Annotated in this window: 24 protein-coding genes; 9 read left to right on the top strand and 15 right to left on the bottom strand. The window is 68.6% G+C overall.

From position 1 onward, the window contains the following. Positions 1-39 precede the first annotated feature (39 nt). Complete coding sequence (locus OG976_RS23190) at positions 40-1,056, top strand: AraC family transcriptional regulator (protein ID WP_328354241.1); 1,017 nt, start codon at positions 40-42, stop codon at positions 1,054-1,056. Here the strand turns inward: OG976_RS23190 and truB are convergent. From truB to OG976_RS23175, 3 genes are read right to left on the bottom strand one after another with little or no spacing between them, the layout of a single operon-like run. Further along, positions 1,053-1,934, bottom strand: coding sequence for a tRNA pseudouridine(55) synthase TruB (gene truB, locus OG976_RS23185; protein ID WP_442930562.1), 882 nt, complete (start codon positions 1,932-1,934; stop codon positions 1,053-1,055). The two genes, OG976_RS23190 and truB, sit on opposite strands and share 4 nt — an antisense overlap. 5 nt (positions 1,935-1,939) lie before the next feature. After that, positions 1,940-2,608, bottom strand: coding sequence for a 4'-phosphopantetheinyl transferase PptT (gene pptT / locus OG976_RS23180; protein ID WP_328354235.1), 669 nt, complete (start codon positions 2,606-2,608; stop codon positions 1,940-1,942). Further along, positions 2,605-3,540, bottom strand: coding sequence for a metallophosphoesterase family protein (locus OG976_RS23175; protein ID WP_328354232.1), 936 nt, complete (start codon positions 3,538-3,540; stop codon positions 2,605-2,607). The genes pptT and OG976_RS23175 overlap by 4 nt, the downstream gene beginning before the upstream one ends. Positions 3,541-3,657: 117 nt before the next feature. Between OG976_RS23175 and OG976_RS23170 the strand changes: the two genes are divergently transcribed. Then, positions 3,658-5,376 (top strand): CocE/NonD family hydrolase, encoded by a 1,719-nt coding sequence (locus OG976_RS23170; protein ID WP_442930374.1) that lies wholly within the window; start codon positions 3,658-3,660, stop codon positions 5,374-5,376. Here OG976_RS23170 and OG976_RS23165 read toward each other — a convergent pair. Beyond that, positions 5,335-5,880, bottom strand: coding sequence for a DUF1802 family protein (locus OG976_RS23165; RefSeq protein ID WP_328354229.1), 546 nt, complete (start codon positions 5,878-5,880; stop codon positions 5,335-5,337). The genes OG976_RS23170 and OG976_RS23165 overlap by 42 nt on opposite strands. Continuing rightward, on the bottom strand, positions 5,877-6,143 hold the full coding sequence (locus OG976_RS23160; protein ID WP_328363919.1) for a DUF2277 family protein: 267 nt from the start codon (positions 6,141-6,143) through the stop codon (positions 5,877-5,879). Before OG976_RS23160 ends, OG976_RS23165 begins: the two co-directional genes overlap by 4 nt. 107 nt (positions 6,144-6,250) lie before the next feature. On the opposite strand from OG976_RS23160, the gene OG976_RS23155 reads away from it, so the two are divergent. From OG976_RS23155 to OG976_RS23145, 3 genes are all read left to right on the top strand, one after another. After that, positions 6,251-6,847 carry a TetR/AcrR family transcriptional regulator gene (locus OG976_RS23155; protein WP_328354226.1) on the top strand — a complete coding sequence of 199 codons (597 nt, stop codon included), beginning with the start codon at positions 6,251-6,253 and terminating at the stop codon, positions 6,845-6,847. A 129-nt stretch (positions 6,848-6,976) separates the two neighbouring features. Then, positions 6,977-8,392: a hypothetical protein gene (locus OG976_RS23150; RefSeq protein ID WP_328354223.1), complete on the top strand. Its 1,416-nt coding sequence runs from the start codon at positions 6,977-6,979 to the stop codon at positions 8,390-8,392. Positions 8,393-8,456: 64 nt separating this feature from the next. Beyond that, positions 8,457-9,215: an enoyl-CoA hydratase gene (locus tag OG976_RS23145; RefSeq protein ID WP_328354220.1), complete on the top strand. Its 759-nt coding sequence runs from the start codon at positions 8,457-8,459 to the stop codon at positions 9,213-9,215. Positions 9,216-9,222: 7 nt separating this feature from the next. On the opposite strand, the gene OG976_RS23140 is transcribed toward OG976_RS23145, so the two are convergent. The 8 genes from OG976_RS23140 to rimP form a co-directional block, all read right to left on the bottom strand. Continuing rightward, positions 9,223-12,207 carry a Calx-beta domain-containing protein gene (locus OG976_RS23140; protein WP_328354217.1) on the bottom strand — a complete coding sequence of 995 codons (2,985 nt, stop codon included), beginning with the start codon at positions 12,205-12,207 and terminating at the stop codon, positions 9,223-9,225. 124 nt (positions 12,208-12,331) lie between these two features. After that, positions 12,332-13,660 carry an MATE family efflux transporter gene (locus OG976_RS23135; protein ID WP_328354214.1) on the bottom strand — a complete coding sequence of 443 codons (1,329 nt, stop codon included), beginning with the start codon at positions 13,658-13,660 and terminating at the stop codon, positions 12,332-12,334. 101 nt (positions 13,661-13,761) lie between these two features. After that, on the bottom strand, positions 13,762-14,760 hold the full coding sequence (locus OG976_RS23130; protein WP_328354211.1) for a DHH family phosphoesterase: 999 nt from the start codon (positions 14,758-14,760) through the stop codon (positions 13,762-13,764). Then, positions 14,735-15,262, bottom strand: a complete 528-nt coding sequence (rbfA, locus tag OG976_RS23125; protein WP_328354208.1) for a 30S ribosome-binding factor RbfA — start codon at positions 15,260-15,262, stop codon at positions 14,735-14,737. The genes OG976_RS23130 and rbfA overlap by 26 nt, the downstream gene beginning before the upstream one ends. 36 nt (positions 15,263-15,298) lie before the next feature. Then, positions 15,299-18,097: a translation initiation factor IF-2 gene (gene infB, locus OG976_RS23120; protein ID WP_328354205.1), complete on the bottom strand. Its 2,799-nt coding sequence runs from the start codon at positions 18,095-18,097 to the stop codon at positions 15,299-15,301. Between the two features lie 81 nt (positions 18,098-18,178). Continuing rightward, positions 18,179-18,418: a DUF448 domain-containing protein gene (locus OG976_RS23115; protein WP_442930561.1), complete on the bottom strand. Its 240-nt coding sequence runs from the start codon at positions 18,416-18,418 to the stop codon at positions 18,179-18,181. 155 nt (positions 18,419-18,573) lie between these two features. Further along, entirely contained in the window at positions 18,574-19,620 is a 1,047-nt protein-coding gene (gene nusA / locus OG976_RS23110) for a transcription termination factor NusA (RefSeq protein WP_328354199.1), read from the bottom strand. Continuing rightward, a complete protein-coding gene (gene rimP / locus OG976_RS23105; RefSeq protein WP_328354197.1) occupies positions 19,617-20,150 on the bottom strand; it encodes a ribosome maturation factor RimP in 534 nt (177 codons plus the stop codon). The genes nusA and rimP overlap by 4 nt, the downstream gene beginning before the upstream one ends. Before the next feature lie 73 nt (positions 20,151-20,223). Between rimP and OG976_RS23100 the strand changes: the two genes are divergently transcribed. Next, positions 20,224-20,760, top strand: coding sequence for a hypothetical protein (locus OG976_RS23100; RefSeq protein ID WP_442930373.1), 537 nt, complete (start codon positions 20,224-20,226; stop codon positions 20,758-20,760). Beyond that, the gene (locus tag OG976_RS23095; protein WP_328354191.1) at positions 20,757-21,248 is read left to right on the top strand and encodes a ferritin-like domain-containing protein; all 492 of its coding nucleotides are present in this window, start codon (positions 20,757-20,759) and stop codon (positions 21,246-21,248) included. Before OG976_RS23100 ends, OG976_RS23095 begins: the two co-directional genes overlap by 4 nt. Before the next feature lie 66 nt (positions 21,249-21,314). Here OG976_RS23095 and OG976_RS23090 read toward each other — a convergent pair whose 3' ends face one another. Together OG976_RS23090 and OG976_RS23085 are read right to left on the bottom strand one after the other, a co-directional pair. After that, entirely contained in the window at positions 21,315-23,069 is a 1,755-nt protein-coding gene (locus OG976_RS23090) for a proline--tRNA ligase (protein ID WP_328354188.1), read from the bottom strand. A gap of 21 nt (positions 23,070-23,090) precedes the next feature. Beyond that, positions 23,091-23,762 (bottom strand): VOC family protein, encoded by a 672-nt coding sequence (locus OG976_RS23085; RefSeq protein WP_328354185.1) that lies wholly within the window; start codon positions 23,760-23,762, stop codon positions 23,091-23,093. A gap of 181 nt (positions 23,763-23,943) precedes the next feature. Between OG976_RS23085 and OG976_RS23080 the strand changes: the two genes are divergently transcribed. Together OG976_RS23080 and OG976_RS23075 are read left to right on the top strand one after the other, a co-directional pair. Continuing rightward, a complete protein-coding gene (locus OG976_RS23080) occupies positions 23,944-24,597 on the top strand; it encodes an ATP-binding cassette domain-containing protein (protein WP_328363916.1) in 654 nt (217 codons plus the stop codon). A 2-nt stretch (positions 24,598-24,599) separates the two neighbouring features. Next, entirely contained in the window at positions 24,600-26,606 is a 2,007-nt protein-coding gene (locus tag OG976_RS23075; protein ID WP_328363913.1) for a YhgE/Pip domain-containing protein, read from the top strand. Positions 26,607-26,622: the final 16 nt, after the last annotated feature.

The raw sequence follows: 26,622 nt of genomic DNA, 5'->3' as shown, positions 1-26,622 counted from the left end.
AATGCCCGTTCCGGACATCCACTTGATACTTTCGGACACGTGGCCGCCATTTCCGGACTGGATATCGCCCGACCCTCGGCGACCGGCCGGCATGTCGTCGAAGCGGCGGCACAGTACGGACTCGACGCCGCGGCCTGTCTGTCCGGGACAGCTCTGTCGCCGGCGGACCTGCTCGACCCCAGCGGCGAGATCAGTCCGACCCAGGAACTGGCCATCATCCGAAATGTCATCGCCCGCTTGGGGAACCGTCCGGGGCTGGGCCTGGAAGTCGGGGCGCGGTACAGCCTGGCCGACACCGGCATCCTGGGTTACGCCTTGATGGCCAGCCCCACATTCGGCGATGCCATCGACGTCGCCTGGCGCTACAGTGCGCTGTCGGCCTCCTATCTGGGCCTCGCAGCGCCCGAGTTCGTCGGAACCGAAGCGGTGGTGGCCATCGACGACACCCAGATTCCTTTCGATGTACGGCAATTCCTGATCGAACGGGACTTCGGCATGGTGGTGCGAGTGATCCCGATGCTGATCGGCACGAATCATCCGCCGATGTCGTTCCGCATCGAACTGGCCACCCTGAGCCTGCCCATCGACGGCGTCGAGATCGACAACGTGACGATCACGGTGGTGAAAGGACCACGCAACGCCCTGGTGTTCCCCGCCGAGTTGATCGACCAGCCGATGCCCGCGGCCGACCCGCAGACCGCGGCGATCTGTATCCGCGAGTGCGAGCAACTGCTCGACCGGCGCCGCACCCGCCGCGGCATTGCCGCCACCGTGCGGACGCGCATCATCGCGAACTCCGCACAGATCCCGTCGATGGCCGACGTCGCCACAGAACTGTGCATCACCGAACGGACTCTGCACCGCAAGCTGACCGCCGAGGGGACGAGCTTTCGGGCACTGCTCGACGAAGTGCGGGTGACGCTGGCCGCGGAGCTACTCGACTCCGGCTTCACTGTGGAGGAAACCGCACGGCGCCTGGGCTATTCGGAGACCTCCGCCTTCACCCGGGCCCACATCCGGTGGACGGGTGAACCACCCAGCAGGCGCAAGACCTAGAGGGTGGCCGGTCGAATGACCACGACCGACCCGGTGCCGGCCGTTTTGTCCTGCAGCAGGGCGATCACGCGACCGTCGGGGTCGGTCGCGGCGTACACGCCGTCGATACCGGCCGCGGGCAAAGTTCGTCCGTGGCTGGCGTCGCCGGCCTGCTCGGCGGTGATGTCGCGGCGCGGGAACGCCAGCAGGCACGCCTCGTCGAGGGTGTAGCTGAGCAACGGCGCCTCGGCCAGCACCTCGAGCGTGCGGGCATGGTCGAGTCCGTACCCGCCGACCCGGGTCCGGCGCAGCGCCGTCAGGTGTCCGCCGACGCCCAGGGCCGCACCGAGGTCGCGGGCCAGCGCCCGGATGTAGGTGCCCGAGGAGCAGTCCACCTCGACGTCGATATCGACGGCCTCTGCAGTGCGCCGGATGTCGAGGACCTCGAAGCGGTCGATACGCACCTGTCGTTGCGCCAGCTCGACCTCCTGGCCCTCCCGGGCCAACTGGTAGGCGCGCACACCGCCGATCTTGATCGCGCTGACCGACGACGGGCGCTGCAGGATGTCACCGCGCAGGTCGGCGATCCCGGCCTCGATCTGGTCATCGGTGATATGTCCGGCCGGAATGTCCTGGAGCACTTCGCCTTCGGCGTCATCGGTCGTGGTGGACCGGCCCAGCCGGATCGTGGCGGTGTACGACTTCGAGGTGGCGGTCAGCAGACCCAGGATCTTGGTGGCCCGCTCGATACCGATGACGAGAACTCCGGTCGCCATCGGGTCCAGGGTGCCGGCATGGCCCACCTTGCGGGTTCCGAAGATGCGCCGGCACCGGCCGACCACATCGTGGCTGGTGATGCCGGCGGGCTTGTCGACGACAACGATGCCGGGCTCAGGCAGGGGACTCACAGCACGATCGCCGTCAACGCCAGTCCCCCGCCCACCGACCAGCGTCCCTCGAGTTCGGTCAGCGGCGGGCCGAACCGGGCGGACGGGTCGATCAGGATCCGGGACACGAAGCTGCCGGACAGACCGCTGGCGTCGATGTCGAAGGTGATGTGGGCGTCCTCGAAGCCCAGCCACCGCGCTGTCAGCGGGAACCACGCCTTGTACGTCGCCTCCTTGGCGCAGAACAGGACTCGGTCCCAGTGCAGTCCGCCGGGCAGCTTCGCGATCTCGTAGCGCTCGACGGGCAGGCTGATGGCGTTGAGGACCCCGTCGGGCAGCACCCCGTGCGGTTCGGCGTCGACACCGACCGAGCGCACCGACTCGCTGCGGCCGACCACCGCACCGCGATACCCCTGGGTGTGGGTGAGGCTGCCCACCACGCCCTCGGGCCAGCACGGCTCGCCCTTGTCGCCCTTGAGGATCGGCACCGGCGGCATACCTAGTTGCTGCAAGGCGACCCGGGCGCAGTGCCGCACCGTGACGAATTCGTTGCGCCGCTTGGCCACCGCCTTGGCGATCAGTGGTTCCTCCTCGGGCAGCGGCGCGAGGTCCGGTGGGTCGTCGTACAACTCCGCGTACACCAGGTCGGTGACATCGGGCAGCACCGCCCGCATGAGCTCGCTCATCCGCGACGGCTGCGCAGCCGGTCCCGGAACTTCTCGGACTGCTCCTTCATTTCCTGGGTGATGACGAAGTGGCCGCCGAAGTCGTTGAGGTAGCCCGGCGCGTACTGCGGATCGGGCAGGATCTGGCGCATCCAGCGATAGGGCTTGCGGCGCCGCCACTCTCGCGGATAGCCGACCGAGACTTCTTCGAATCGCACCCCGTCATACCACGTGGTCCGTGGGATGTGCAGGTGCCCGTAGACCGAGCACACCGCGTTGTAGCGGGTGTGCCAGTCGGCGGTCTCAGTCGTCCCGCACCACAGCGAGAACTCCGGATAGAACAGCACATCGCACGGTTCGCGGCGCATCGGGAAGTGGTTCACCAGGACCGTCGGCGTCATCCAGTCCAGCTCGTCGAGACGCTTTCTGGTGTGGGACAGCCGATCCCGGCACCAGGCATCACGGGTGGCGTAGGGCTCGCTGGACAACAGGTACTCGTCGGTGGCCACGATGTTGGCGGCCTTGGCGATCGCCAGGCCCTCGGCCTTGGTGGTGGCACCGGCAGGCAGGAATGTGTAGTCGTACAACAGGAACATCGGCACGATGGTCGCCGGGCCGCCCTGCTCGGTCCAGACCGGGAACGGATGCTCGGGGGTCACGACACCCATCTCGTCGCACATGTTGACCAGGTAGTCGTAGCGCGCCCGGCCGAAGACCTGCATGGGGTCCTTACCGGTGGTCCACAGCTCGTGGTTGCCCGGTACCCAGATGACCTTCGCGAAGCGGCGGCGCAGCAGATCCAGCGACCACCGGATCTCGTCGGTGCGCTCGGCGACGTCACCGGCAACGATCAGCCAGTCGTCAGGTGTCGACGGGTACAGCGATTCGGTGACCGGCTTGTTGCCGGTGTGACCCGTGTGCAGGTCACTGATCGCCCAGAGGGTGGGGGCCACAACCGACCAGCCTACTTGGGGCCGCGCTGGGTCGTGTTCGGTGCCGCACGGTGACGACAGCGACCCCAATCTCGGACGGGCCACATCAGTCCGTCGGCGCTGCCTATGGTGGACGACGTGACCAACACCGTTGCGCGCAGGAACTATCTCCCGGCGCGTACCCGCGTTCGCCAGTTCGCCGACCGAGCCGTGAGTCGCGCGCTGCGGTTACCGGCACCGAGCACCGACTACGTCGTCGACCACCGGGTCACCATCCCGATGCGCGACGGCGTCGGCCTGCGGGCCACCCACTACGCCCCGCTGACCGACGCGCCGCTGGGCACCATCCTGGTCCGCGGGCCCTACGGCCGGTCGTTCCCGTTCTCCCTGATCTATGCCCAGCTGTACGCCGCCCGCGGCTACCACGTGGTGCTGCAGAGCGTGCGCGGCACATTCGGTTCCGGCGGCGAATTCGTGCCCATGGTGCACGAGGCCCCCGACGCCGCCGACACCGTGGTGTGGTTGCGCGAACAGCCCTGGTTCACCGGAACCTTCGCGACCATCGGGCTGTCGTATTTGGGCTACACCCAGTGGGCCCTGCTGGCCGATCCGCCACCGGAGCTGGCCGCGGCGGTGATCACGGTGGGCCCGCACGATTTCCACGCCTCGTCGTGGGGCACCGGCTCGTTCTCGCTCAACGATTTCCTCGGCTGGTCGGACATGGTGGCCCACCAGGAGGCTCCCCCGCTGCAGCGCCTGGCGTATCAGGTCCGCTCGGGGCGCCGGCTGGAGCGCGGTGTCCTCGGGCTTCCGCTGGGCGGCGCCGGGCGCACCTTTCTGGGTGCCGGCTCGCCGTGGTACGAGTCGTGGATCGAGCACCCCGAGGCCGACGACCCGTTCTGGGAGACCATGCGGATGACGGCGGCACTGGATCGCTGCGACGTACCGGTGCTTCTGCTCACCGGGTGGCAGGACCTCTTCCTGGACCAGACGATTCACCAGTTCCAGCATCTACGTGGCCGTGGGGTCGACGTGGCGATGACGATCGGGCCGTGGACGCATTCCGACATGGTGACCAAGGCTGCAGGCCGGGCCGCCAACGAGACGCTGACGTGGTTGGGGGCGCACCTGGCAGGGGCGAATCCGGCCCCGCAGCGGTCGAGCCGGGTACATGTCCACGTCGACCACCACGGCTGGGTCGATCTGCCGGACTGGCCGCCGGCCACCGGCGAGGGAGTGATGTACCTGCAGCCGGCCGGACGACTGGCCGCCACCCCGCCCGCGACCGACGCCGCGCCGTCGACCTTCCGATACGACCCCGCCGATCCGACGCCGACGGTGGGTGGGCGGCTGCTGGCCCGGATCAGCGGGTACCGGGACGACACCGCACTGGCGCAGCGCGGAGACGTGCTGAGCTTCACCAGCGGGCCGCTGGACGCCGACCTCTACGTGTGCGGCAACCCGGTGATCGAATTGGCCCACGAATCCGATATCGGACACTTCGACCTGTTCGTCCGCATCAGCGAGGTCGACGCGCGGGGCCGCTCGCGCAATGTCAGCGACGGCTATCGCCGGTTCACCGCGAACCCCGACGGCCTGATCCGCATCGAGCTCGACGCGATCGCCCACCGGTTCCGGGCCGGAACCCGGCTTCGGGTCCTCGTGGCGGGTGGCTCGCACCCCCGGTTCGCCCGCAATCTGGGTACCGGCGAGCCGGCGATCAGCGGACACCGGATGGTGCCATCGCGGCACACCGTGCACCACGGCAGCGGAGGGCTCTCGAGGCTGGTCATGCCCGCCTCGGCCGATCCGCCGTCAGCCCACAGCCGCCCGGACGCGCCCGGCGATCGCCGCTAGCGCATCGGTGTCGTGGACCGGCTCGGCGAGCCGCGCCGTGACGGGCAGCTGTACCCAGCTGGTGCATCCGCCGTACTGCGGCTCCCGCGCGAACCGGATCGGCTCGGCGAGCCCGATCGCCTGCACCACCAACACCGTCAGCCGGTGCCGGGGCCGGAAGTCCAGCCGGTCGGCGCGTACCGACTCGGCGGTCCAGATATGCAGGTCTTCGATGTCGGCCAGGCCGTCTTCACGCTGAACAGCCACGGCGGCAACCACTTTCGCCGCAGCGCGGACAACCACCTCGCTCTCGGTGCTGTCCGGCGCACCTGCGGACAACAGTTCGCGATGCTGCGTGCGCACCCGCTCGGCGTGGCTGTGTGCGACGGTCGGGAACAGCAGGAACTCCTGCGCCGCGAGCGCGAACCGCTTCTCGTGGATACCGCCCTTGCGCAGCAAGACCGTCTGGCGGCCATCGAGTAACCCGTGGACCACCGCGCTCCACTCTTTGAGGGCGGGGGTCATCCTGCGGTCAGCCGCGCCCGGACCTCGGGACGGCGCAGCGGCGGAACGGTCTTCGGCGGCTGGCGGCGCGGTGGCAATTCGGCGAGCAGGCGGGTGGTGGCCGCCGCCACGTCGGCGACCGCGGCGTCGAAGGCCCCGGACACCGCATCGGTGGGCCGGGTGATGCCACTGACCTTGCGCACGTACTGCCGGGCCGCGGCGGTGATCTCCTCGGCGGTGGCCGCCGGCTCGAGGCCGCGCAGCTCGGTGATGTTGCGACACATGACGTCCAGCATGCCCCCGATCAGGCCGGATTTCACCGCCGGAGCCTCTGAGTCGATTACTAGGCCGCACACATCTGGCTCACACGTTCGCGTCTTACCGTGGCGACATGGCTTCCAGGCTGGCTCTGGCCGACGCACCGTATACCCCGCAGCAACGCCGTGCTGAGCGCGCTCTGCGTCCGGTGCCGCCGGTGGGAACCCGCCGGGTGGGCCGTCCCCGCGGTTCCAACAGTGACGCGCGCCGCCAGATGATCGTCGCGGCCGGAATTCAGGTCTTTGCCGCCCGCGGCTACGACGCGGCCACCCTCAAGGAGGTCGCCGACCTCGTCGATGTCACCCGGCCTGCGGTGCACCACTACTTCGCCGGCAAGGCTCCGCTGTACCAGGCGTCCCTCGAGCGGGCACGCGAAATCGTCCTGACCAATTGGACCGGGTCGACGGCGGGGCTGTTGGACGGCCGTACCAGCGACGATGAGGTCCGATTCGCCTGCGCACTGCTGGGCACCTCCCTGGCCCAGAGCCGTCGGCTGGCCGAGATCGCGCCCATGATCACCGGGATCGCCGACGAGGTCAGGCAGCTGTGCAAGTCCGCGGGAGCGGGTGTGGGATCGGGCGCGAGCGAGGACATCCTCACCGCCACGATCATCGGTCAGTGGGTGCTGACCGCCGCGACGCTGCCGCCGCTGGACGCCGATCAGGCCTGAGGGCCGCCGCGCTGTCCAGCGCGTGCTCGATATCTCCTGCTCAATGGTGCCAACGTTGCACCGTTTTATCTGTCGCACGTGTAGATTTACGGCCGACTGTCTTGACTAGAAGGCTGGAGGCGCACGTCTGTGAATCCGGCACGTTTGGGCGCCCGACGCCGACGCAGGACGCGAATCGCGTCGGCCGTCGCCCTGCTGATCGGTGTCACCGCGATAGCACCCGGCTGCGGTTCGCCGGGCAGTCTCACCCAGGTTGCCAATGACCTGCAGTCCTCGTTGCTGTCAATGCCCGGTGTCGGCGACGCGTGGGTCTACCACGAGGAGAGCTACGCCGAGGGCGTGATCTTCAACATCGCGGTCGACGTGCCGACTGCCACCCACCAGCAACTTGTCGATATCGCCGACCGCATCGACGCCAACCGCATCGGCCTGATCTCGAACTACACCCAGAACGTCCAGTTCTGGGTGACACCGGACCGGCCGGTGACGCTGCGCCGCCAGGCCCACTTCGACGCGACCCAGGCCGCCGACGACGCTGCGCAGCTGCGCTCGATGGCCGCGGGCACCGACGGCCGGATCGACTGGTTCCGCAGCGACGACGGCACCACCAATCAGCTGTCCATCGACCAGGGCCACGGCCCGGGGGGCGCGCTGCTCGACGTCGTCCGCCACAGCGCGAACCAGGCCGGGCTGACGGTGTCGGCCTCCCCGACGACTCCGTCGCGGCAGAATCCCCGCCTGGTGGTCAACTTCCCGTTCACCAGCGACCAGCAGACGGCGGTGTCGCGGCTGGTCGACCAGGTTCCCCTCGACATCTTCGGGATGCGGGTCGACACCGGTGCGGTCCGCGCGATGGAGGTCGTGACGCACGATCAGGCCACCGCCGAGCAGGATCTGACCGCGGTCATCGAGGCCAGCAGGCCCGTCGCGGCGCAGCAGATGTGGCTGGCCTGGTACTACCCCACGTTCGGCGGCGCGCGAGCGTACGGCGGTGTCGTGGAGGTGCACGACTGTTCGGTGCAGCCCGTCGCCGGCGTGCAGAACGTGGCGCAGCACATGGGCAACGAGGGTGGTATCTCGACACTGCAGGCGCGCCTGCAGGCCAAGATCGACACATGCCCGGCGGCACCCACCACCCCGCCTGTCGAATCGTCAACGGCCGCAAAGGTTCCCGGCAATGCTGTGATCCCGGTTGCGGTGCCGGACCTGAGGAACCAGATCGCCGAAGGGGTACGGCCGCCCGCACCGACGAGGTCGGCGCAAGCACCGTGCCTCGGCCAGCCGAGTTGTATCACCGCGGCCCCGGGACGCGTCACGTCGACCGGCGGTGGACCACGGCCGAGCTTCCCGACACCGCGCCCGCTGCTGCCCGGATCCGGGCTTCCTGCCATCAATCTGCCGCTGCCGGCTGCGGGCCTGCCGTTCTTCCCGCCGCCACCGCCGCCGACCGTCAACGCGGACCCGTCGGCCAACTCCTCGGGGCGCGCCGGCACGACGTCACCGCGGTCCTCGGCCGGCGGCTCGGCCCGCGCGTCCGACGACTGAGCTGGGCAGTTCTCACCCCTAGCCCCTTCCCGATGGCGCGAGACGGTGCCATTACGGTGTCGCTATGACCAGCGACCACATTCTGCTCATCGACACCACCGACCGGGTCCGCACCATCACCCTCAACCGGCCCGGTTCCCGCAACGCGCTTTCGTCGGCGCTGCGCACGCAGTTCTTCGCGGCACTGCGTGACGCCGAGGCCGACGACGACGTCGACGTGGTGATCTTCACCGGAGCCGACCCGGTGTTCTGCGCGGGTCTGGACCTCAAGGAACTCGGCGATACCACTGAACTGCCCGACATCTCGCCGAAGTGGCCACCGATGACCAAGCCGGTGATCGGTGCGATCAATGGCGCGGCGGTCACCGGTGGACTCGAATTGGCGCTGTACTGCGACATCCTGATCGCCTCCGAGCGGGCTCGCTTCGCCGATACCCACGCCCGGGTCGGCCTGATGCCGACGTGGGGCTTGAGCGTGCGACTGCCCCAGAAGATCGGTGTGGGCCTGGCCCGCCGGATGAGCCTGACCGGCGACTACCTGTCCGCCGAGGATGCGTTGCGGGCCGGGCTGGTCACCCAGGTGGTGCCGCACGAGGAACTGCTGCCGACCGCGCGGGCGGTCGCGTCGGCGATCGTGGGCAACAACCAGAAGGCGGTGCGCGCGCTGCTGGCGTCGTACCACCGCATCGACGAGGACCAGACCAACTCCGGACTCTGGATCGAGGCGGCCTCGGCCAAGGCGTGGATGGCCCAGGCCAGCGGCGACGACATCGCGGCCAGCCGTGCCTCGGTGATCGAGCGGGGCCGCGCCCAGGTCAACTAGCCTGCCGTCACACGGCTTTCGCCGCGGCCAGGATGCTCTGCCACTTGGCCAGGGTGGCGCTGTCGTTGGCGACGATGTTGCCTATCTGCAACTGGCGCAGGGTCACACCCTGCAGGGTGTAGCTGTGGTTGTTGCCGACCACGGTGATCACGACCGAACCGGACTTCTCGGTGACGTCGAACTCGGTCGGCTGCATCCAGACGAAATCCAGCTTGTCCTTGGCCGGGTTGAAACTCAGCACCGGGTTGGTGCCCCAACCCCAGGTGATCGTCGTCGTGCTGCCGCCGGTCACCGGGGTGGTGCTGCCACCGCCACCGGTACTGCCGCCACCGCCGGTGCTGCTGCCGTAGGTGACGACGTTGATGGTGCCGTAATCGTTGAACACCTTGCTGAAACTGCCTGCCGGATCGCTCAATCCCGACGCGCCGGTCGAGGCCTGCCCGAGGGTCCCCGGGGTGTCGCGCAGCACCTGCCACATCGACAGCATGCCGATGCCCTTGGTGCGGGCGAAGTCCTCCAACGCCTGCGCATCGGCCACCGTGAATACCTCGGAGACGATGTCGTTGACACCGAGCATCGGGGTGACACCGATCTGGCTCCAGCCGAAGCTCTTGCCGTACTTGGCGTACAGCGACGACAGTTGGGTGTAGGTCGACTGCGCAGACTGAATCGCGTACGCGCCCATGGTCTTTGCACCAGCCCCACTGGTCGGCGCGGCGGATTCGCCATAGTCCATCGCCATCACGTTGACGCCGTCGAGTTTGACCCCGGCCTTGACCGCGGCATCCACCACGTTGACGCCGTCGGCGGTCAACCCGGTCGGCAACACCGGCAGGGTGTACCAGATCTGCACGCTGGGCTTGGCTTTCTGCAGCAGTGCCAGCGCTGCACTGTTGAGTGCGATCGAGGCCGGATCGGCCACCGCGGCACCCTCGATGTCGAAGTCGATGTGAGTGATGCCGTAGGTGTCGATCACCGCCGCGTAGGCGTTGGCCAGATCCTGGGCACTCTTACCCTTGGCCGCGTAGGCCTGGGCGATGCTGGTGCCCGACGCTCCGCCGAAGGAGATCATCACGTCACCGCCGGCCGCCTTGAAGGTGGCGATCGAGGTGTTGATCGCCACCGCCTGTTCGTTGGTGGAACTCGGCTCCAGCGCAGCCAATCCCGCCCAGGCAAGGTTGCCGTTCTGGTCGGCCTGCATGAAGCCGAGCGTCATCAGCGAGGTGCCGTAGGTCTTCGACAGCGCCAACAGGTTAGGCACGGGCCATGCGCCCATGTCGACGTAGGGCGCGAAGAACGAGGTGCCCCACTGCGCGGTGCTGCCGGGGGCGGTGGCGGTGTCGTCGTTGGTGATCGTGCCGGTCGCTGATGCGACGGCGATGCTGGCACCGGTCGGGTTCGAGAGGGTGACGGTGAACGTCTCGGTCGATTCGACCGTCGTGTCACCGATTACGCCGACGGTGATCGTCTGGGAGACCACGCCGGGGGCGAACGTGACGGTGCCCGAGGAGGCCGCGTAGTCCTGGCCGGCCGTCGCCGTGCCATTGGACGTGGCATAGCTGAGGGTGATCGCCGTCGTCGACGCCTTGGACAGCGTCACCGTGAAGGCCATGGTGGAGTTGCCGCTGTTGCCCTCGGCCAGAGAGGCGTTGGCGATCGATACGGTCGGCGGCGTGACGGGCGCGGCGTCGTCATTGGTGATCGTCGCAGTCGCGGTGGCCCGGGCGACAGTGGCGCCGGAGGCATTCGACAGGGTGACGGTGAACGTCTCGTTGGGTTCGTACGTCGCATCACCAGCGACGGCGACAATGATGGCCTTGGAGGTCTCACCCGCCGCGAAGGTCACCGTGCCCGACCCGGCTGTGTAATCCTGGCCGGCGGTGGCCGAGCCGTTGGACGTCGTGTAGCTGACCGTCACCGGTTTGGTGGATGCCTTCGACAGAGTCACGGTGAAGGCCGCGTTGGTGGTGCCGCTGTTGCCTTCGGTGACGGTGGTGTCGGCGACCGAGACACTCGGAATCGCCGTCTGCGCGTTGCTGATCAGGGACTGCCACTTGGCGACGGTGCCGGCGTCCTTGGCAACGATGTTGCTCATCTGCAGTTGCCCGAGACTGACGCCCTGCAGCGTGTAGGTGTGGTTGTTGTCGACGACCCCGATCACCACCGAACCGGCCTTCTCGGTGACGGTGAACTGGCTGGACTGCATCCACCCGAAGTCGAGTTTGTCGGTGGCCGGGTTGAACGCCAGCACCGGGTTGGAGCCCCACGCCCACGTCACCGTCGTCGTCGTGCCGGTCGTCGCCGAGGCCACCCCGGCACCGGCCGTCAGGCTCGCAGTGATTTGAGTGGGCAGCAGTGCCGTGAGCTGTTTGACGAAGGACTCGATCTCCCGGCGCACCAACTCCAGCGCGCCGGTCAGGAATTGCAACGGCGACGCCGGCAGTCCGGTGCCAGCCCCCGACGGGCTCAGCCCCAGCAGCGACAGAAAGCCCGACATGATATTCGTCGAGCGGGCCGCAACCGCCGTGGCCCGCCGAGAGGGAGCCAGCACACTTTGCGGTGCCGGGTCGACAGCCGCCGTCACAGTCGCGGATGCTTCAGCAGGGACAGAAACCTGTTCTGCTGCAGCAGAATTCGTCGCACTGTCGTCGACCTCACCGGCGTGCGCGACAGCGCCGGACACCGCCGCGGTGGCGGCCTTCGGAGTATCCGAGCTGTGTGAGTCCGGCTGCGTAATCGATGCCGCGGCGGCGCGCTTCTTGGGCCCCGCGGCGGCACCACCGGAGTGGGCCGAGGACGCCCGCCGTGATGTGCCGACCGAGCGGGTCGGTGCCGCGGAGTTGTTGGCATCCGACGGATTCGACGATTGCGACGTCCCGGCGGAGTCCGGATTGTCAGCTAACGCGACCCCGGGGCTGCTCGCGACCGCGAGACCCAGGCCCATAGCGAACGCCGCCGAACCGATACGCAATCCAAACGCATTCGAACTCATAGCACCCCCGTCGAAGTTCAATAAGTCAGCAACGCCATTAGTACCGCATCTGGGCGATTGTCACAGCCAATGCAGCGAAGATTTGTGCGGCGAGTCGACAGCGTGTCACCTTGCCGCCGGCCGGTTAGCCGGTACCCGACACCAGCCAGCGGCCCGAAAATGCGCGCCAGCCAACAAACCCGAGCCGCAACACCATGAAGGCGCTCAGCCCGGCCCAGATGCCGAGCAGGCCCCAGCCGAACACCAGCGACAGCCAGATCAGCGGCAGGAAGCCGACCAGCGCGCTGATCAACGTCGCCGTGCGCATGAACGCCGCATCCCCGGCGCCGAGCAGCACCCCGTCGAGGGCGAAGACGATGCCGGCGATCGGCAACTGGGCCACCATGAACCACCACGGCACCCCGATCGCGTCCAGTACCGAGCGGTCATCGGTGAACAGCGCAGGCAACACCGAGGCACCCGCGGCGAATACCGTCGCCAACCCCGCCGCGGCGATCGTCGAGAACGTCGTCACCCGCCATGCCACCGACTTGGCGTGCTCGGTGCTGCCCGCCCCGAGCGCCGCGCCGACCAACGACTGCGCGGCGATCGCCAGCGAATCAAGCACCAGCGCAAGGAAATTCCACAGCTGCAGTACCACCTGGTGGGCGGCCACCGCGGCGGCACCGAACCGGGCGGCCACCGCAGCCGCCGAGACGAAGCAGGCCTGGAACGCCAGGGTCCGCACCACCAGATCACGGCCCATGACGACCTGTGCCCGCAGCACCGACAAGTCCACCCGCAGCGGCACCTTCTCGGCCAGCAGCGCGCTGCAGAACAGCACCGCCGCCAGCCACTGCCCCACCAGGTTGGCCACCGCCGAGCCGGCCAGCTCCAGGCGCGGCAGCCCGAGCCAGCCGTAGACCAGCAGCGGGCACAGCACCGCCGACGTACCGAAGCCGACGAGCACGTAGCGAAGCGGTCGCATGGTGTCCTGCACGCCGCGCATCCAGCCGTTGCCCGCGGCCGACACCAGGATCGCCGGCACCCCGAAGATCGCGATGCGCACCCAGGGCAGCGCGGCAGCCGCGATGCCCCCGCCACCGGACTTGCCCCCGGCGATCGCCGACACCAGCGGCACCGCGGCCAGTTCGACGGCGGCCACGATCACCGCCCCCATGGCGAACGCCAGCCAGGTGGCCTGCACCCCCTCGCCGACTGCCGCAGGCCGGTTGCCTGCGCCGAAGAACCGCGCCGAGCGGGCCGTGGTGCCGTAGGACAGGAACGTCAGCTGCGAGCTGACCACTGACAGGATCAACCCACCGATCGCCAATCCGGCCAGCGCTACGGCGCCAAGCCGGCCGACGATCGCGAGGTCGAACAACAGGTAGAGAGGTTCGGCGGCCAGAACGCCGAGAGCCGGGATTGCCAGCGCCGCGATCCGCCGCGGGGACGCCGCGTCCGAGTCAATCAATGCAGACCACCGTCATCATCGAGATCGAGTTTCACCTTGTGCACTCGAAGTGCGAGTAGGTCCCTACCAAAGGTGAAATTCGATTGTGGGCGACGGCCTGGTCAGCCGAGGGCGGCGGTCAACTCCGCCACCACGTCGTCGAGCGAGCCTGCGGTCGAGTAGCCGGCGGCCAGCCTGTGCCCGCCGCCGCCGAAACCGCTGGCCACCGTGGTCAGGTCGTAGCTCTTGGCACGCATCGACACCGACCAGTGCGCCGGCTCGATCTCCTTGAAGACCGCCGCCACTTCGGCCTCGTGTGCGGTGCGCACGATGTCGACGATGCTCTCGATCTCCTCGGAGCGGCTGGTCATCCAGTCGTCGTGGGTGACCACCACGTACACCAGGCCGTCACCGCCTGCCGCCTCGGGCGCCAGCCGCGCGGTGGACAGCACCCGGGACAGCAGCGGCAGCCACACGAACGGATGGGTGTCGAACAGTTCGCGGCTGATCGCGGCGTTGTCGACGCCCAGCTCGACCAGCCTGGCCGCCAGCCGCAACGCCCGCGGGGTGGCCCAGCGGAACGATCCGGTGTCGATGGTCAGCCCCGCATACAGACACGAGGCGACGTCGCAGTCGATGGGCTTGTCCCAGGCGTCAAGCAGGTCAGCCACCAACATGGTGGTCGAATCCGCTTTCGGGTCAACGTAATTGGCGCTACCGAACAGGGTGTTCGACTTGTGGTGGTCGATGACCAGGACCTCGCGGTTACCTTCGGTCAGCACCGCCAGTCCGCCGAGCCGGTTGATGCTCGGGGCGTCGACCGTGACCACCAGATCCGCGTCGGGGCGCATCTCGCCGGGAGCCACCATCAGGTGCCCGCCGGGCAGCATGCGCAGCGACTCCGGCAGCGTCGACGGTGTCGCGAAACTCACCTGTACCGCGGTGCCCGCACGCTCGAGGACGAGGGCCAGCGCCAGACCGGCACCCACGCTGTCGGCATCGGGATGGACATGGCAGATCACGGCAACCGACCGCGCAGCGGTCAGCAGCCCAACCGCACCGTGGGCATCCACCCGCCTGCCGAGGCGAGTGATCTCAGTCGTCGAGTCGATCGTGGTCACCGGCGTCCTGGTCGTCGTGCGCGGCGGAGACATTCCCCGGGTCGCGCTCCTGCTGCTCAGCGCTCCCCTCTTCTCCTACCACACGGTACGGCTGTGCGTCTCCCGCAGGAGTGGCACCAGCGCGAATCCGGGCCACGTCGGCGTCGGCGGCGCGGGCGCGAGCCAGCAGTTCCTCCATCTTCTGCGCAGTGTCGGGCACCTTGTCCAACACGAACGACAGCGTCGGGGTGAACCGCACACCGGTGCCGGCACCGACCTTGGTGCGCAGCGTGCCCTTGGCCCGCTCCAGCGCCGCGGCCGCGGCCGCGTAGTCCGGCTCCTCGTCGAGGGTGTTGCCGCGCACCGTGTAGAACACGGTCGCGTCGTGAAGGTCACCGGTGACCTTGGTATCGGTGACCGTCACGAACGCGAGCGGCGGATCCTTGATCTCGAACTCGATCGCCGAGGCGACGATGGTGGCGATGCGCTTGGAGAGGCGCTTCGCCCGCGCGGGGTCAGCCACGCCGGCCTCTGCTCTTCCAGCAAGCCGTCATCGCCACTAGACCCGCTCTTTCTCGACCAGCTCGTACGCCTCGATGACGTCGCCCTCTTTGATGTCGGAGTACGTCAGCGTCAGACCGCATTCATAACCTTCGCGGACCTCGGTGGCGTCATCCTTCTCACGCTTGAGCGAGGAGATGGTGACCGTCTCGGCGATGACCACATTGTCACGCAGCAACCGCGCCTTGGCGTTGCGCCGCATGATGCCCGACTGCACGAGGCAGCCGGCGATGTTGCCGACCTTCGACGACCGGAAGATCGCCCGGATCTCGGCGCGGCCGAGTTCCTTCTCCTCGTAGACCGGCTTGAGCATGCCCTTGAGCGCGGCCTGGATCTCGTCGATGGCCTGGTAGATCACCGAGTAGTAGCGGATGTCGACGCCTTCGCGGTTGGCCAGCTCGGTGGCCTTGCCCTCCGCACGGACGTTGAATCCGATGATGATCGCGTTCGACGCCGACGCCAGGTTGACGTTGGTTTCGGTGACACCACCGACACCGCGGTCGATGACGCGCAGCTCGACCTCGTCGCCGATCTCGATGCCCAGCAGGGCTTCCTCCAGCGCCTCCACGGTGCCGGAGTTGTCGCCCTTGAGGATCAAGTTCAGCTGCGACGTCTCCTTCAGCGCTGCATCCAGATCGTCCAGGCTGATGCGCTTACGGCTACGGGCCGCCAGTGCGTTGCGCTTGCGCGCGCTGCGCCGGTCGGCGATCTGGCGGGCGATCCGATCCTCGTCGACAACCAGCAGGTTGTCGCCGGCACCGGGCACCGACGTGAAGCCGATGACCTGAACCGGACGCGACGGGAATGCCTCTTCGACATCATCGCCGTGCTCGTCGACCATGCGCCGCACGCGGCCATAGGCGTCGCCGGCCACGATCGAGTCGCCGACCCGCAGGGTGCCGCGCGAGATGAGCACGGTGGCCACGGGACCACGGCCACGGTCCAGGTGCGCTTCGATCGCCACACCCTGAGCTTCCATATCTGGATTGGCCCGGAGGTCCAGCGAGGCATCGGCGGTCAACAGAACCGCCTCCTCCAGCGCCTGGATGTTGACACCGTTCTTCGCCGAGATGTCGACGAACATGGTGTCGCCGCCGTACTCCTCGGCCACCAGGTTGTACTCGGTGAGCTGGGCCCGGATCTTGGCCGGGTCGGCGCCCTCCTTGTCGATCTTGTTGACCGCCACCACGATCGGCACATCGGCCGCCTGCGCGTGGTTGATGGCCTCCACCGTCTGCGGCATCACACCGTCGTCGGCGGCGACCACCAGGATCGCGATGTCGGTGGCCTTCGCACCGCGAGCACGCATGGCGGTGAACGCCTCGTGACCCGGGGTGTCGATGAAGGTGATCAAGCGCTCGATGCCGTCATGCTCGACGGCCACCTGGTAGGCACCGATGTGCTGGGTGATACCGCCGGCTTCGCCCTCGCGGACGTTGGCCTTGCGGATGGTGTCGAGCAGTCGGGTCTTGCCGTGGTCGACGTGGCCCATGACGGTGACGACCGGCGGGCGGATCACCAGATCCTCCTCACCACCCTCGTCCTCGCCGTAGGTCAGGTCGAAGGACTCGAGCAGTTCGCGGTCCTCGTCCTCCGGGGAGACGACCTGAACGACGTAGTTCATCTCGCCGCCCAGCAGTTCGAGGGTTTCATCCCCCACCGACTGAGTGGCCGTCACCATCTCGCCCAGGTTGAACAGTGCCTGCACCAGCGCTGCCGGGTTGGCATCGATCTTCTCGGCGAAATCGCTCAGCGATGCGCCGCGGGCCAGCCGGATGGTCTCGCCGTTGCCGTGCGGCAACCGCACGCCGCCGACGATCGGTGCCTGCATGCTCTCGTACTCGGCGCGTTTCGCCCGCTTCGACTTACGGCCGCGGCGAGGTGCGCCACCGGGACGACCGAACGCACCGGCCGCACCGCCACGCTGGCCCGGGCGACCGGCGCCACCACCGCCGCCACCGGGACGACCGCGGAATCCACCACCGGCGGCCGGAGCACCGGCACCACCGCCGGCACCACCGGGGCCGCCGGTGCGGTAGTTACCGCCACCGCCGCCACCGGGACGACCGCCGCCGGCACCGGGGCCGGGACGGGGTCCGCCGCCGGGCCGGGGAGCACCCGGACGGGCCGGGCGCGCGGCGGCACCGCCGCCGGGACGCGGCGGCATGTTGCCGGGAGTCGCGCCACCCGGACGGGGAGCGCCGGGGCGCGGGCCGCCGGCACCGGGTCCGGGACGCGGGCCCTGCGGACGGGGGATCGGACGTTCGACCGGCTGTGCGCTGGAGAACGGGTTGTTGCCCACGCGCGGCGGCTTGGGCATGCCGGGCTTGGGGGCGGCCGGGCCGGGACGCGGGCCCGGCGTGGGGCCCGCTTCAGACGGCGCGGGCGCCGAGGCCGTGGGAGCCGAGGCCGTGGGAGCCGCCGACACTTCCGACACTGCCGGGGCAACCGGAGCTACGGGCGGGGCGGGCGGTGCCGGCGGGGGTGCCGCCGGGGCCGGAGCGGCCGGCTTGGGTCCCGGAACCGGCGAAGGGGCCGCGACGGATCCACCGTCGGCCACCGGGGCCGGTGCGGGTGCACCGTTTCCTGCGGCCTTGGCCGGGGACGCCTTGGGGGCCGCGGCAGGCTTGCCGCCGCCGAAAGCCTCACGGAGGCGCCGCGCGACGGGGGCTTCCACCGTCGACGACGCGGATTTGACGAATTCGCCCTGTTCGCTCAGGCGGGCGAGAACTTCCTTACTACTGACACCGAGTTCCTTTGCCAACTCGTGTACGCGGGCCTTACCGGGTGCTGCCACTGAATCTCCTACTCAGGAGGCGACAGCGGTGGTAGGGCCGCGCCTCGGGTTTAGCTACAACGCATGGTCATCGTCGGAACTTCACGGTGTGCTCATGTTCTTCGCTACCTGTTCTTCATGGGCCGTGGCGGTCGAGAGGTACTCGCCCACCGCGGTGGTGTCCGGTGAACCGGTGATGCGCAACGCTCGGGCGAAAGCTCGCCGTCGAATCGCTGCCTCAAGGCACCGATCGTCGGGATGCAACCACGCACCCCGCCCCGGGAGATTACCTGCTGTATCAACGGTGACGGCCAAGTGACCGTTCCCGTTCGATACCGCCACCGCTCGGAGGAGATCGACGGCCAACTCTCGCTTCCGGCACCCGATGCATGTTCGCACCGGTCCTTCGGTGCGGCGATGCCGGTTTTGGGCAGCCGGAGTCTCGCGCTGGATCACGGCACAGTCTACCGTCACCGCGGCACTGCTCAGTACCACCCTCAGGTCGGGCTTTCCTGCCCGGCGCCGTGCGCCGCGCCCGGATCGGCGGTCCCCTCCGGTGTGGCCGCGTCGCTGCGGATGTCGATACGCCAGCCGGTCAGTCGCGCCGCCAGCCGGGCGTTCTGCCCTTCCTTGCCGATGGCCAGCGACAGCTGGAAGTCGGGCACCACGACGCGCGCCGCCCGGGCTTCGGCGTCTATGACGGTGACCGACACCACCTTGGCCGGGGACAGGGCGTGGGCGACGAACCGGGCCGGGTCCTCGTCGTAGTCGATGATGTCGATCTTCTCGCCGGACAGCTCGCTCATCACATTGCGCACCCGCTGCCCCATCGGGCCGATGCAGGCGCCCTTGGCGTTGAGTCCGGAGACCCGTGAGCGCACGGCGATCTTGGAGCGGTGGCCGGCCTCGCGGGCCACCGCGACGATCTCGACCGAGCCGTCGGCGATCTCGGGAACTTCGAGGGAGAACAGCTTGCGCACCAGGTTCGGGTGGGTGCGCGACAGGGTGATCACCGGTTCGCGGGCGCCGCGGCTGACGCCGACGACGTAGCAGCGCAGCCGCTCGCCGTGCTCGTAGCGTTCGCCGGGAACCTGCTCGGCGGACGGGATGACACCTTCGGCGCCCTTGGTCTCGCTGCCGACGCGCACCACCACCAGGCCGCGCAGGTTGGCGCGGTTGTCGCGCTGGATGACCCCGGCGACGATGTCGCCCTCCTTGGCGGAGAACTCGCCGTAACTGCGTTCGTTCTCGGCGTCGCGGAAGCGCTGCAGCATCACCTGCCGGGCGGTGGTGGCCGCGACCCGGCCGAAGCCTTCCGGGGTGTCGTCCCACTCGCTGATGAGGTTGCCGTCTTCGTCGGTCTCGCGGGCGAGCACCTGTACGGCGCCGCTCTTGCGGTCGATCTCGATCCGCGCGTCGGGCTGATGGCCTTCGGTGTGGCGGTAGGCGGTCAGCAGTGCCGACTTGATGGTGTCGACCAATTCGTCGACCGAGATGCCGCGATCGACCTCGATCGCGTGCAGGGCAGCCATGTCAATGTTCATGCTCCGGTCTCCGTTCCGGCAGCTCCGGCCAGCTCTAGTTCCCGCGGATTGGGTGGTGAAAACTCCACCTGCACAACGGCTTTGCGAATATCAGTGAGGGGAATGCGCCGTACCGTCCAGTCGCCGCGGCCGCGTACCACCAGGTCGACGGCGCCGTCCGAGACCGCGCCGAGCCGGCCCTTGACGGTGTCGGCGTCCTCGAGTTCGACCTCCACCAGGCGGGCATGCGCGCGGCGGAAGTGCTTCTCTTCGGTCAGCGGACGATCGATCCCGGGTGAGGTGACTTCCAGCACATAGGGCTCGCTGCCGGTGTCGAACTCGTCGAGCAGCGCCGAGGCCGAGCGCGCCAGTTCCGCGACGGTCTGCAGGTCGAGGGGGGTGTCGCCGTCGGCGATCACGGTGATCTGAGCCGGACGGGTGCGTGCGTTGATCGCGACGTCTTCGATTTCGTATCCGGCGCGCGCGAACTCGCCATCGAGTAGCTCGATCACCTGCTGCGGGGACGGTAATCCCGTTGACCGGCCAGTCACGGCGAGCTCCTCATCTTGAATTGTCCTGAACAGCCATCAACGATACGCCAGCGCAGCCCGGGTCAATGGCAGGATGTTTCGGGTGCTCACGCAGGACAGCGGCCACGGCGCCGCCATCAGCCGACGACGGGTCCTCGCCGACGGCGGTCGCGGCCTGGCGTTGCTCGCCCTGTTCGGCGGCGCGATCACGGCCTGCGGGTCGGGCGAACCGCCGGGCCCCGATCCACTGGAGCAGCAGGTAGAGCTGGCCCGCCACGACAGCGAGCTGGCCACCGCGGCCGCCGCGGGTGCCCCGGTCGCACTGGCCCGTGCGTTCACCGAAGTGGCCACCGAACGGTCCCGGCACGCCACCGCACTGCTCGAGGAGATCGCCCGCGTGGCGCGGACCCCGGTGCCGACGACGAGTCCGTCGACCACCACCACTTCGGCGCCGCCCGCGCCCGCACCGAGCCTTGACGAGATCGTCGCCACCCTGCGCAGTTCCGCCGAGAGCGCCGCCACGCTGTCGCCGACCCTGTCCGGGTATCGCGCGGGTCTGCTCGGATCGATCGCCGCATCCTGCACCACGCTGTATTCGGTGGCGCTGCCGTCCGGGAGGCGCCCGCAGTGACCTCGCCGACCCCCTCGCCTACTCCGTCGACGACGCCGGACCCCGACCGGCCGTCGGAGGCCGACAAGGGCGCCCTGTTCGACGCCGTCGCCGTCGAGCACGCCGCGATCTACGGCTACGGGATCGTGTCGGCGCACAGCTCGCCGGAGGAGAACCCCCTGGTGTCCGACGCGCTGGCCCAGCACCGCGAGCGGCGGGAGGCGGCGATCGCGATGCTCACCGGACGATCGGCCAAGGCGCCGCTACCGGCCGTGGGTTATCAGCTGCCGTTTGCGGTCGTGACGCCCGACGACGCGGCGAAGCTCGCCGTGCGGATGGAGAACGACTGCGCGGTCGCCTGGCGTGCGGTGATCGAGCAGGCGACCTCGGAGGATGACCGGCGGTTCGCGGTCACAGCGCTGACCGAATGCGCGGTCATGGCCGCGCGCTGGAACCGGGTGCTGGGTGTGTGGCCGGTGACCGTAGCGTTTCCCGGCGGCAGCGAGTAGCCCGACAGTAACGCCACGGCGGCCAGAGCGGCGCTGGGCCGCCGTGAGGTTACTGTCGGCTGCTGGTCAGGGCTGGGCTTCGGCGATCGCCGACGCGATCTCGGTGACCGCGGTCGCTGCCGGGACTTCCCGGCTGTCGTGGCTGAACCGGTTGCGCAGTTCCACGATTCCGTCGGCCCAACCGCGGCCGACCACCACGATCCACGGCATCCCGAGCAGTTCGGCGTCCTTGAACTTCACCCCCGGCGAGGCGGTGCGGTCATCGAGCAGCACCTCCAGGCCCAGCCGGTCGAGGTCGCGGGCCAGCTCCTCGGCGCCGGCGCGGGCCTCAGCATCCTTGTTGGCGATCACCACGTGCACGTCGAACGGCGACACCGATGTCGGCCAGCGCAGGCCGAGCCCGTCATGGTGCTGTTCGGCGATCACCGCGACCAGTCGCGACACACCCACGCCGTAGGAACCCATGGTCAGCCGTACCGGCTTGCCGTCCTCGCCGAGGACATCGGCGGAGAACGCGTCGGTGTACTTGCGGCCCAACTGGAAGATGTGGCCGATCTCGATACCGCGCGCCGAAACCAGCGGCCCGGCCCCGTCCGGTGACGGGTCGCCGTCGCGCACCTCGGCCGCTTCGATGGTGCCGTCGGCGACGAAGTCGCGCCCGGCCACCAGGCCGACGACGTGTTTACCGGTCTCGTCGGCTCCGGTGATCCACGACGTGCCGTCGACCACCCGCGGATCGACCAGGTAACGAACACCGTTGGCCAGCAATGCTTTCGGCCCGATGTATCCCTTCTTCAGGAAGGGGTACTTGGCGAAGTCGGCGTCGTCGAGCATCGCGTAGTCGGCCGGCTCGAGGGCAGCCCCCAGCCGCTTGTCGTCGACCTCGCGGTCACCGGGCACGCCGATGGCCAGCACCTCCCAGTCGCCGCCGGGCTGGCGGGTCTTGAGCAGCACGTTCTTGAGGGTGTCGGCCGCGGTGATCTCCCGGCCCAGGTTCGCCGAGTTGGCCCACTCGACCAGGGTGGCGATGGTCGGGGTGTCGCCGGTGTCGTGCACGGTCGGCTCGGGCAGTCCTTCGAACGGAACCGCATCGGGGACCGCGGTGGTGACCGCCTCGACGTTGGCCGCGTAGCCGGACTGCAGGCAGCGCACGAAAGTGTCCTCGCCGACTTCACTTTCGGCCAGGAACTCCTCTGAGGCGCTACCGCCCATCGCCCCGGACACCGCCGAGACGATCACATAGCGGATCGCCAGCCGGTCGAACATCTTCTGGTAGGCGTCGCGGTGCGCGTGGTAGGCGTTCTTCAGCCCACCCTCGTCGATATCGAACGAGTACGAGTCCTTCATCACGAACTCGCGGCCGCGCAGGATGCCGGCGCGTGGGCGGGCCTCGTCGCGGTACTTGGTCTGGATTTGGAACAGCAGCACCGGAAAGTCCTTGTAGGAGCTGTACTCCCCCTTCACCGTCAAGGTGAAGAACTCCTCGTGGGTGGGGCCCAGCATGTAGTCGTTCATCCGGCGGTCCTTGAGCCGGAACACCCCGTCGCCGTACTCGGTCCAGCGGTTGGTGGTCTCATACGGCGCCCTAGGCAGCAGCGCCGGGAACAGGATCTCCTGGCCTCCGATGGCCACCATCTCCTCGCGCACGACCTTCTCGATCTTGCGCAGCACCCGCAGTCCCAGCGGCAGCCAGCTGTAGAGGCCTGGTGCGATCGGTCGGACGTAGCCCGCCCGGATCAGCAGTTTGTGGCTGGGCACTTCGGCGTCTGCCGGGTCGTCGCGCAAAGTGCGCAAGAACAGCTCGGACATGCGGGTGATCACAGTGGGCCAGCCTATCTGTCCTTAGTCGCGCCCCTGCCAGGTGCAGATGCAGACCTCGTTGCCCTCCCGGTCGGCCAGTACCCAGAAGGCCGGCGCCGCGGCGTCGGACACCAGCTCACCGCCCGCGGCGAGCGCGGCGTCGATGCGCCCAAGGGCGACGTCATGAGCGACGTCGACGTCGAGGTGGATGCGATTGCGCTGCGGTCGCGGCGCGTCCATCTGCTGAAACCAGATCGCCGGACCCCGCCCCAGCGGATCGATCAGCCCGTCGCTGAGGTCGGACGGTCCCGGCTCGTCGATGTAGCCGGTGACCGCCTTCCAGAACGGGCGGACGCCCGCGATGTCGAGGGCGTCGATGGCGATCTCGAGGGCCTGAACGGTTCCCGCGCGCAGCTGCCATCCCCGCGCGTTCAGAGCAGTGGCCAGCGAGCGGGCCAACCGGACATCGAGGTCGGTCATTCCGCCGAGCGCGGTGGACTGCAACCGCAGGATCGCGCGGTCGGCACGGACGTCGACGCTGAGGTGGCCGTCACCGTCACCGCCGGCCGCCTCGGCGGCCACTGCGGCGACCTCGGCTGACTGAGCCAGCGATTCGGTGGCGACGTCCGCGTAGATCGCGCCGAGCACCAGCCGCCAGCCCAGATGTCCTACCGCGTCGGAGATCTGTTGGCGGCTCGGCCGGGCGGGGCTCATAGCGGGAGCCTAACGACGCCCGGTGACAAATCTCCGTCGCGCAGGTTTTCCCACGCGCACCCCCGGCCGTGCATGTTGTGATGTGCGGGTACTCATGAGCGGGGAGGCCGCAGTGTCACCGGAATCAGCCGACCACACCGACGAACCCAGTCCGCCTGCCGTTGCGGCACGCGGAATTCGGATGCGCGGGCCGTGGGGACCGGTCTACGGACCCGTCGACCTCGAGATCCCGCGCGGCGGGCTCAATGTCCTGGTGTGCCCGGCAGGATCCGGGCGTACGGCGCTGTTGATGACGATCGCAGGACGGATGGCTCCCCAATCCGGGGATCTGGATGTGTTGGGCGCCCGCAGCGCCCGCCAGATCTTCGCGCTGTCCGCCCTCGCCGGTATCGACGAACTGGACACGGTGCCCGAGTCCGTCACCGTGCGCGACCTGATCACCGAGCAAATGCGTTGGGACGCAGCGTGGTACCGCCTGGTGTCCAGAGCAGACCAGGCCGCACTGACGACGATGTGCGCCCGGGTGTTCGGACCTCATCCGCTGCCCCCGCTCACCGAGTACTTCGAGGAACTCTCCGAACTCGATCGTCTGCTGCTCCGCATCGCGCTGGCCAACACCAAGACCCCGCCGCTGCTCGTCGTCGGCAACCTCGACTTCGTGACCAGTGACGTCAACCGGGACCTACTCATCGAGCGGCTCATCGACCTCGGCACCGACCAGACGGTCGTCACGGCCACGGTCAACGGCGTCACCGGCCACGCCGTGCGGTCACAGATCGCGGTGGCCAACACCGATCGGGCTGAACTGGCTCAGACACAGAAAAGGACGGGGTGACGATGCTCTCCGGAATGTCGCTGGGTACCGATCTCAAGCGCTACTCGCGAGGTCTTCTCCCCCGCATCGCCTTGGCGACCATCGTATTGATGCCGCTCCTGTACGGCGCGATGTATTTGTGGGCGTTCTGGAATCCGTTCGCCGCGGTGAACAAGGTGCCCGCGGCCCTGGTCAACGAGGACACCGGCGCCGAAGCGCAGGGCAAGCCCCTTCGGGCCGGCGAACAGGTTGCCAAAGCGCTCACGGAATCCGGCCAACTGCAGTTGCATGAGGTGTCGGCAACGGAGGCCGCCAAGGGCCTGGCCGACGGCACCTACTACTTCACCATCACGATCCCCCGCGATTTCAGCGCGAACATCACCTCCCCATCCGGAGGCGACCCCGCCCAGGCCAGCTTGCAGTTCACCTTCAACGACGCCAACAACTATCTGGGTTCGATCATCGGGCAGAACGCTGCGCGCGAGGTGATCAACCAGGTCAACGCCAGCGTCGGAGAGCAGACCGTGGGGACCGTGCTGACCGGTCTGACCGACGCCGGCGCGGGCCTCACCGCCGCAGCCGACGGAGCCGACCGGCTGGCCTCCGGCCTGGTCACCGCAGACTCGGGGGCACATCAGCTCGCGACCGGCTCGGGCACGCTGGCGACCAGCATGACCACCGCCCGCGACGGTGCAGCCCAACTGGCCTCCGGCACCCGCCAGCTGAGCTCTGCCATCACCACCGCGACCGAACCGCTGGTCGACGTGCTGGCGCGGGTCGACAGCCTCGGCATCGACCCGGCCGAAGTCGGGGCTGCCGCCGAACACCTCAGCGGAGCTGTCCGGTCGACAACCGACCGCGTCGCGGCGCTACACATCGACCAGAACCAGGCGGCGGCGATCATCGATCAAGCGGTCGCGACTCTGTCGGCCAACCCCGACCCGACGGTGCGCGACGTCGGCAATGTTCTCGCCGGTGCCCGCCGCCTGCTGACCGCCCAAGGCATCGACCCCGCCACCGACGACGGCCTGGCGCGGTTGCGCGACAGCGCAACCCGGCTCGAGGACGAACTCGGCGATCCCGCCAGCAAGCTGCGGATGCTCCTCACCCATACGGTGGACGGCACACTGCGCGCCGACGTCCTCAAGCTGCAGTCCGGCGCCAAGCAGCTCGACTCCGGCGCACAGCGGCTCAGCTCCGGCCTTGTCGCGCTGACCGACGGCAGCCGCCAACTCGCAGCCGGTGCACAACGGTTGGCCGACGGCACCGGCCAACTGAAGGCGGGCAGCCAGGAACTGGCGGGCAAGCTACGGGAAGGCTCCACCCAGGTGCCGTCGTGGACGCCGCAGCAACGGCAGCTCGTCGCCAAGACCGTCGCCTCCCCGGTGAAGCTCGATCTGGTCACCCAGAACCCGGCCGACACCTTCGGCACCGGTTTCGCGCCGTTCTTCCTGCCGCTGGCGCTGTTCATCGGGGCGCTGATCATCTGGATGTTGTTGACGCCGTTGCAGTCCCGCCCGATCATCAACGGACTCGGCGCACTGCGCGTGGTGCTGGCGTCCTATTGGCCGGCGCTGCTGGTGGCCATCGCCCAGGTCGTCGTCATGTATGCCGTGGTGCACTACGGCGTCGGCCTGAAAGCCCGTTACCCCCTGGCCACGGTCGGATTCCTCATCCTGGTGATCGCCACATTCCTCGGCATCATCCAGGCGTTCAACGCGGTATTCGGCGTCGCGGTCGGACGCGTGGTGACACTGGCGTTCCTGATGCTGCAACTGGTGTCGGCGGGTGGGATCTATCCGGTGGAAACCACCGCCAAGCCGTTCCAGGTGATTCATCCGGCCGACCCGATGACCTACGCCGTCAACGGGTTACGCCAACTCATCAACGGCGGGATCGACCACCGGCTGTGGATTGCGGTGGCCGTACTGAGCGGGGTGCTTGCCGGTTCGCTGGCGGCCACCGCGTGGGCGGCCCGCCGCAACCGCCAGTACACGATGGAGCGATTGCACCCGCCCATCGAGGTGTAGGCCCATCTGCCACTAG

The organism is Mycobacterium sp. NBC_00419 (genome assembly GCF_036023875.1).
Taxonomy (GTDB): Bacteria; Actinomycetota; Actinomycetes; order Mycobacteriales; family Mycobacteriaceae; genus Mycobacterium.
This window is presented reverse-complemented; position numbering and strand designations above follow the sequence as displayed.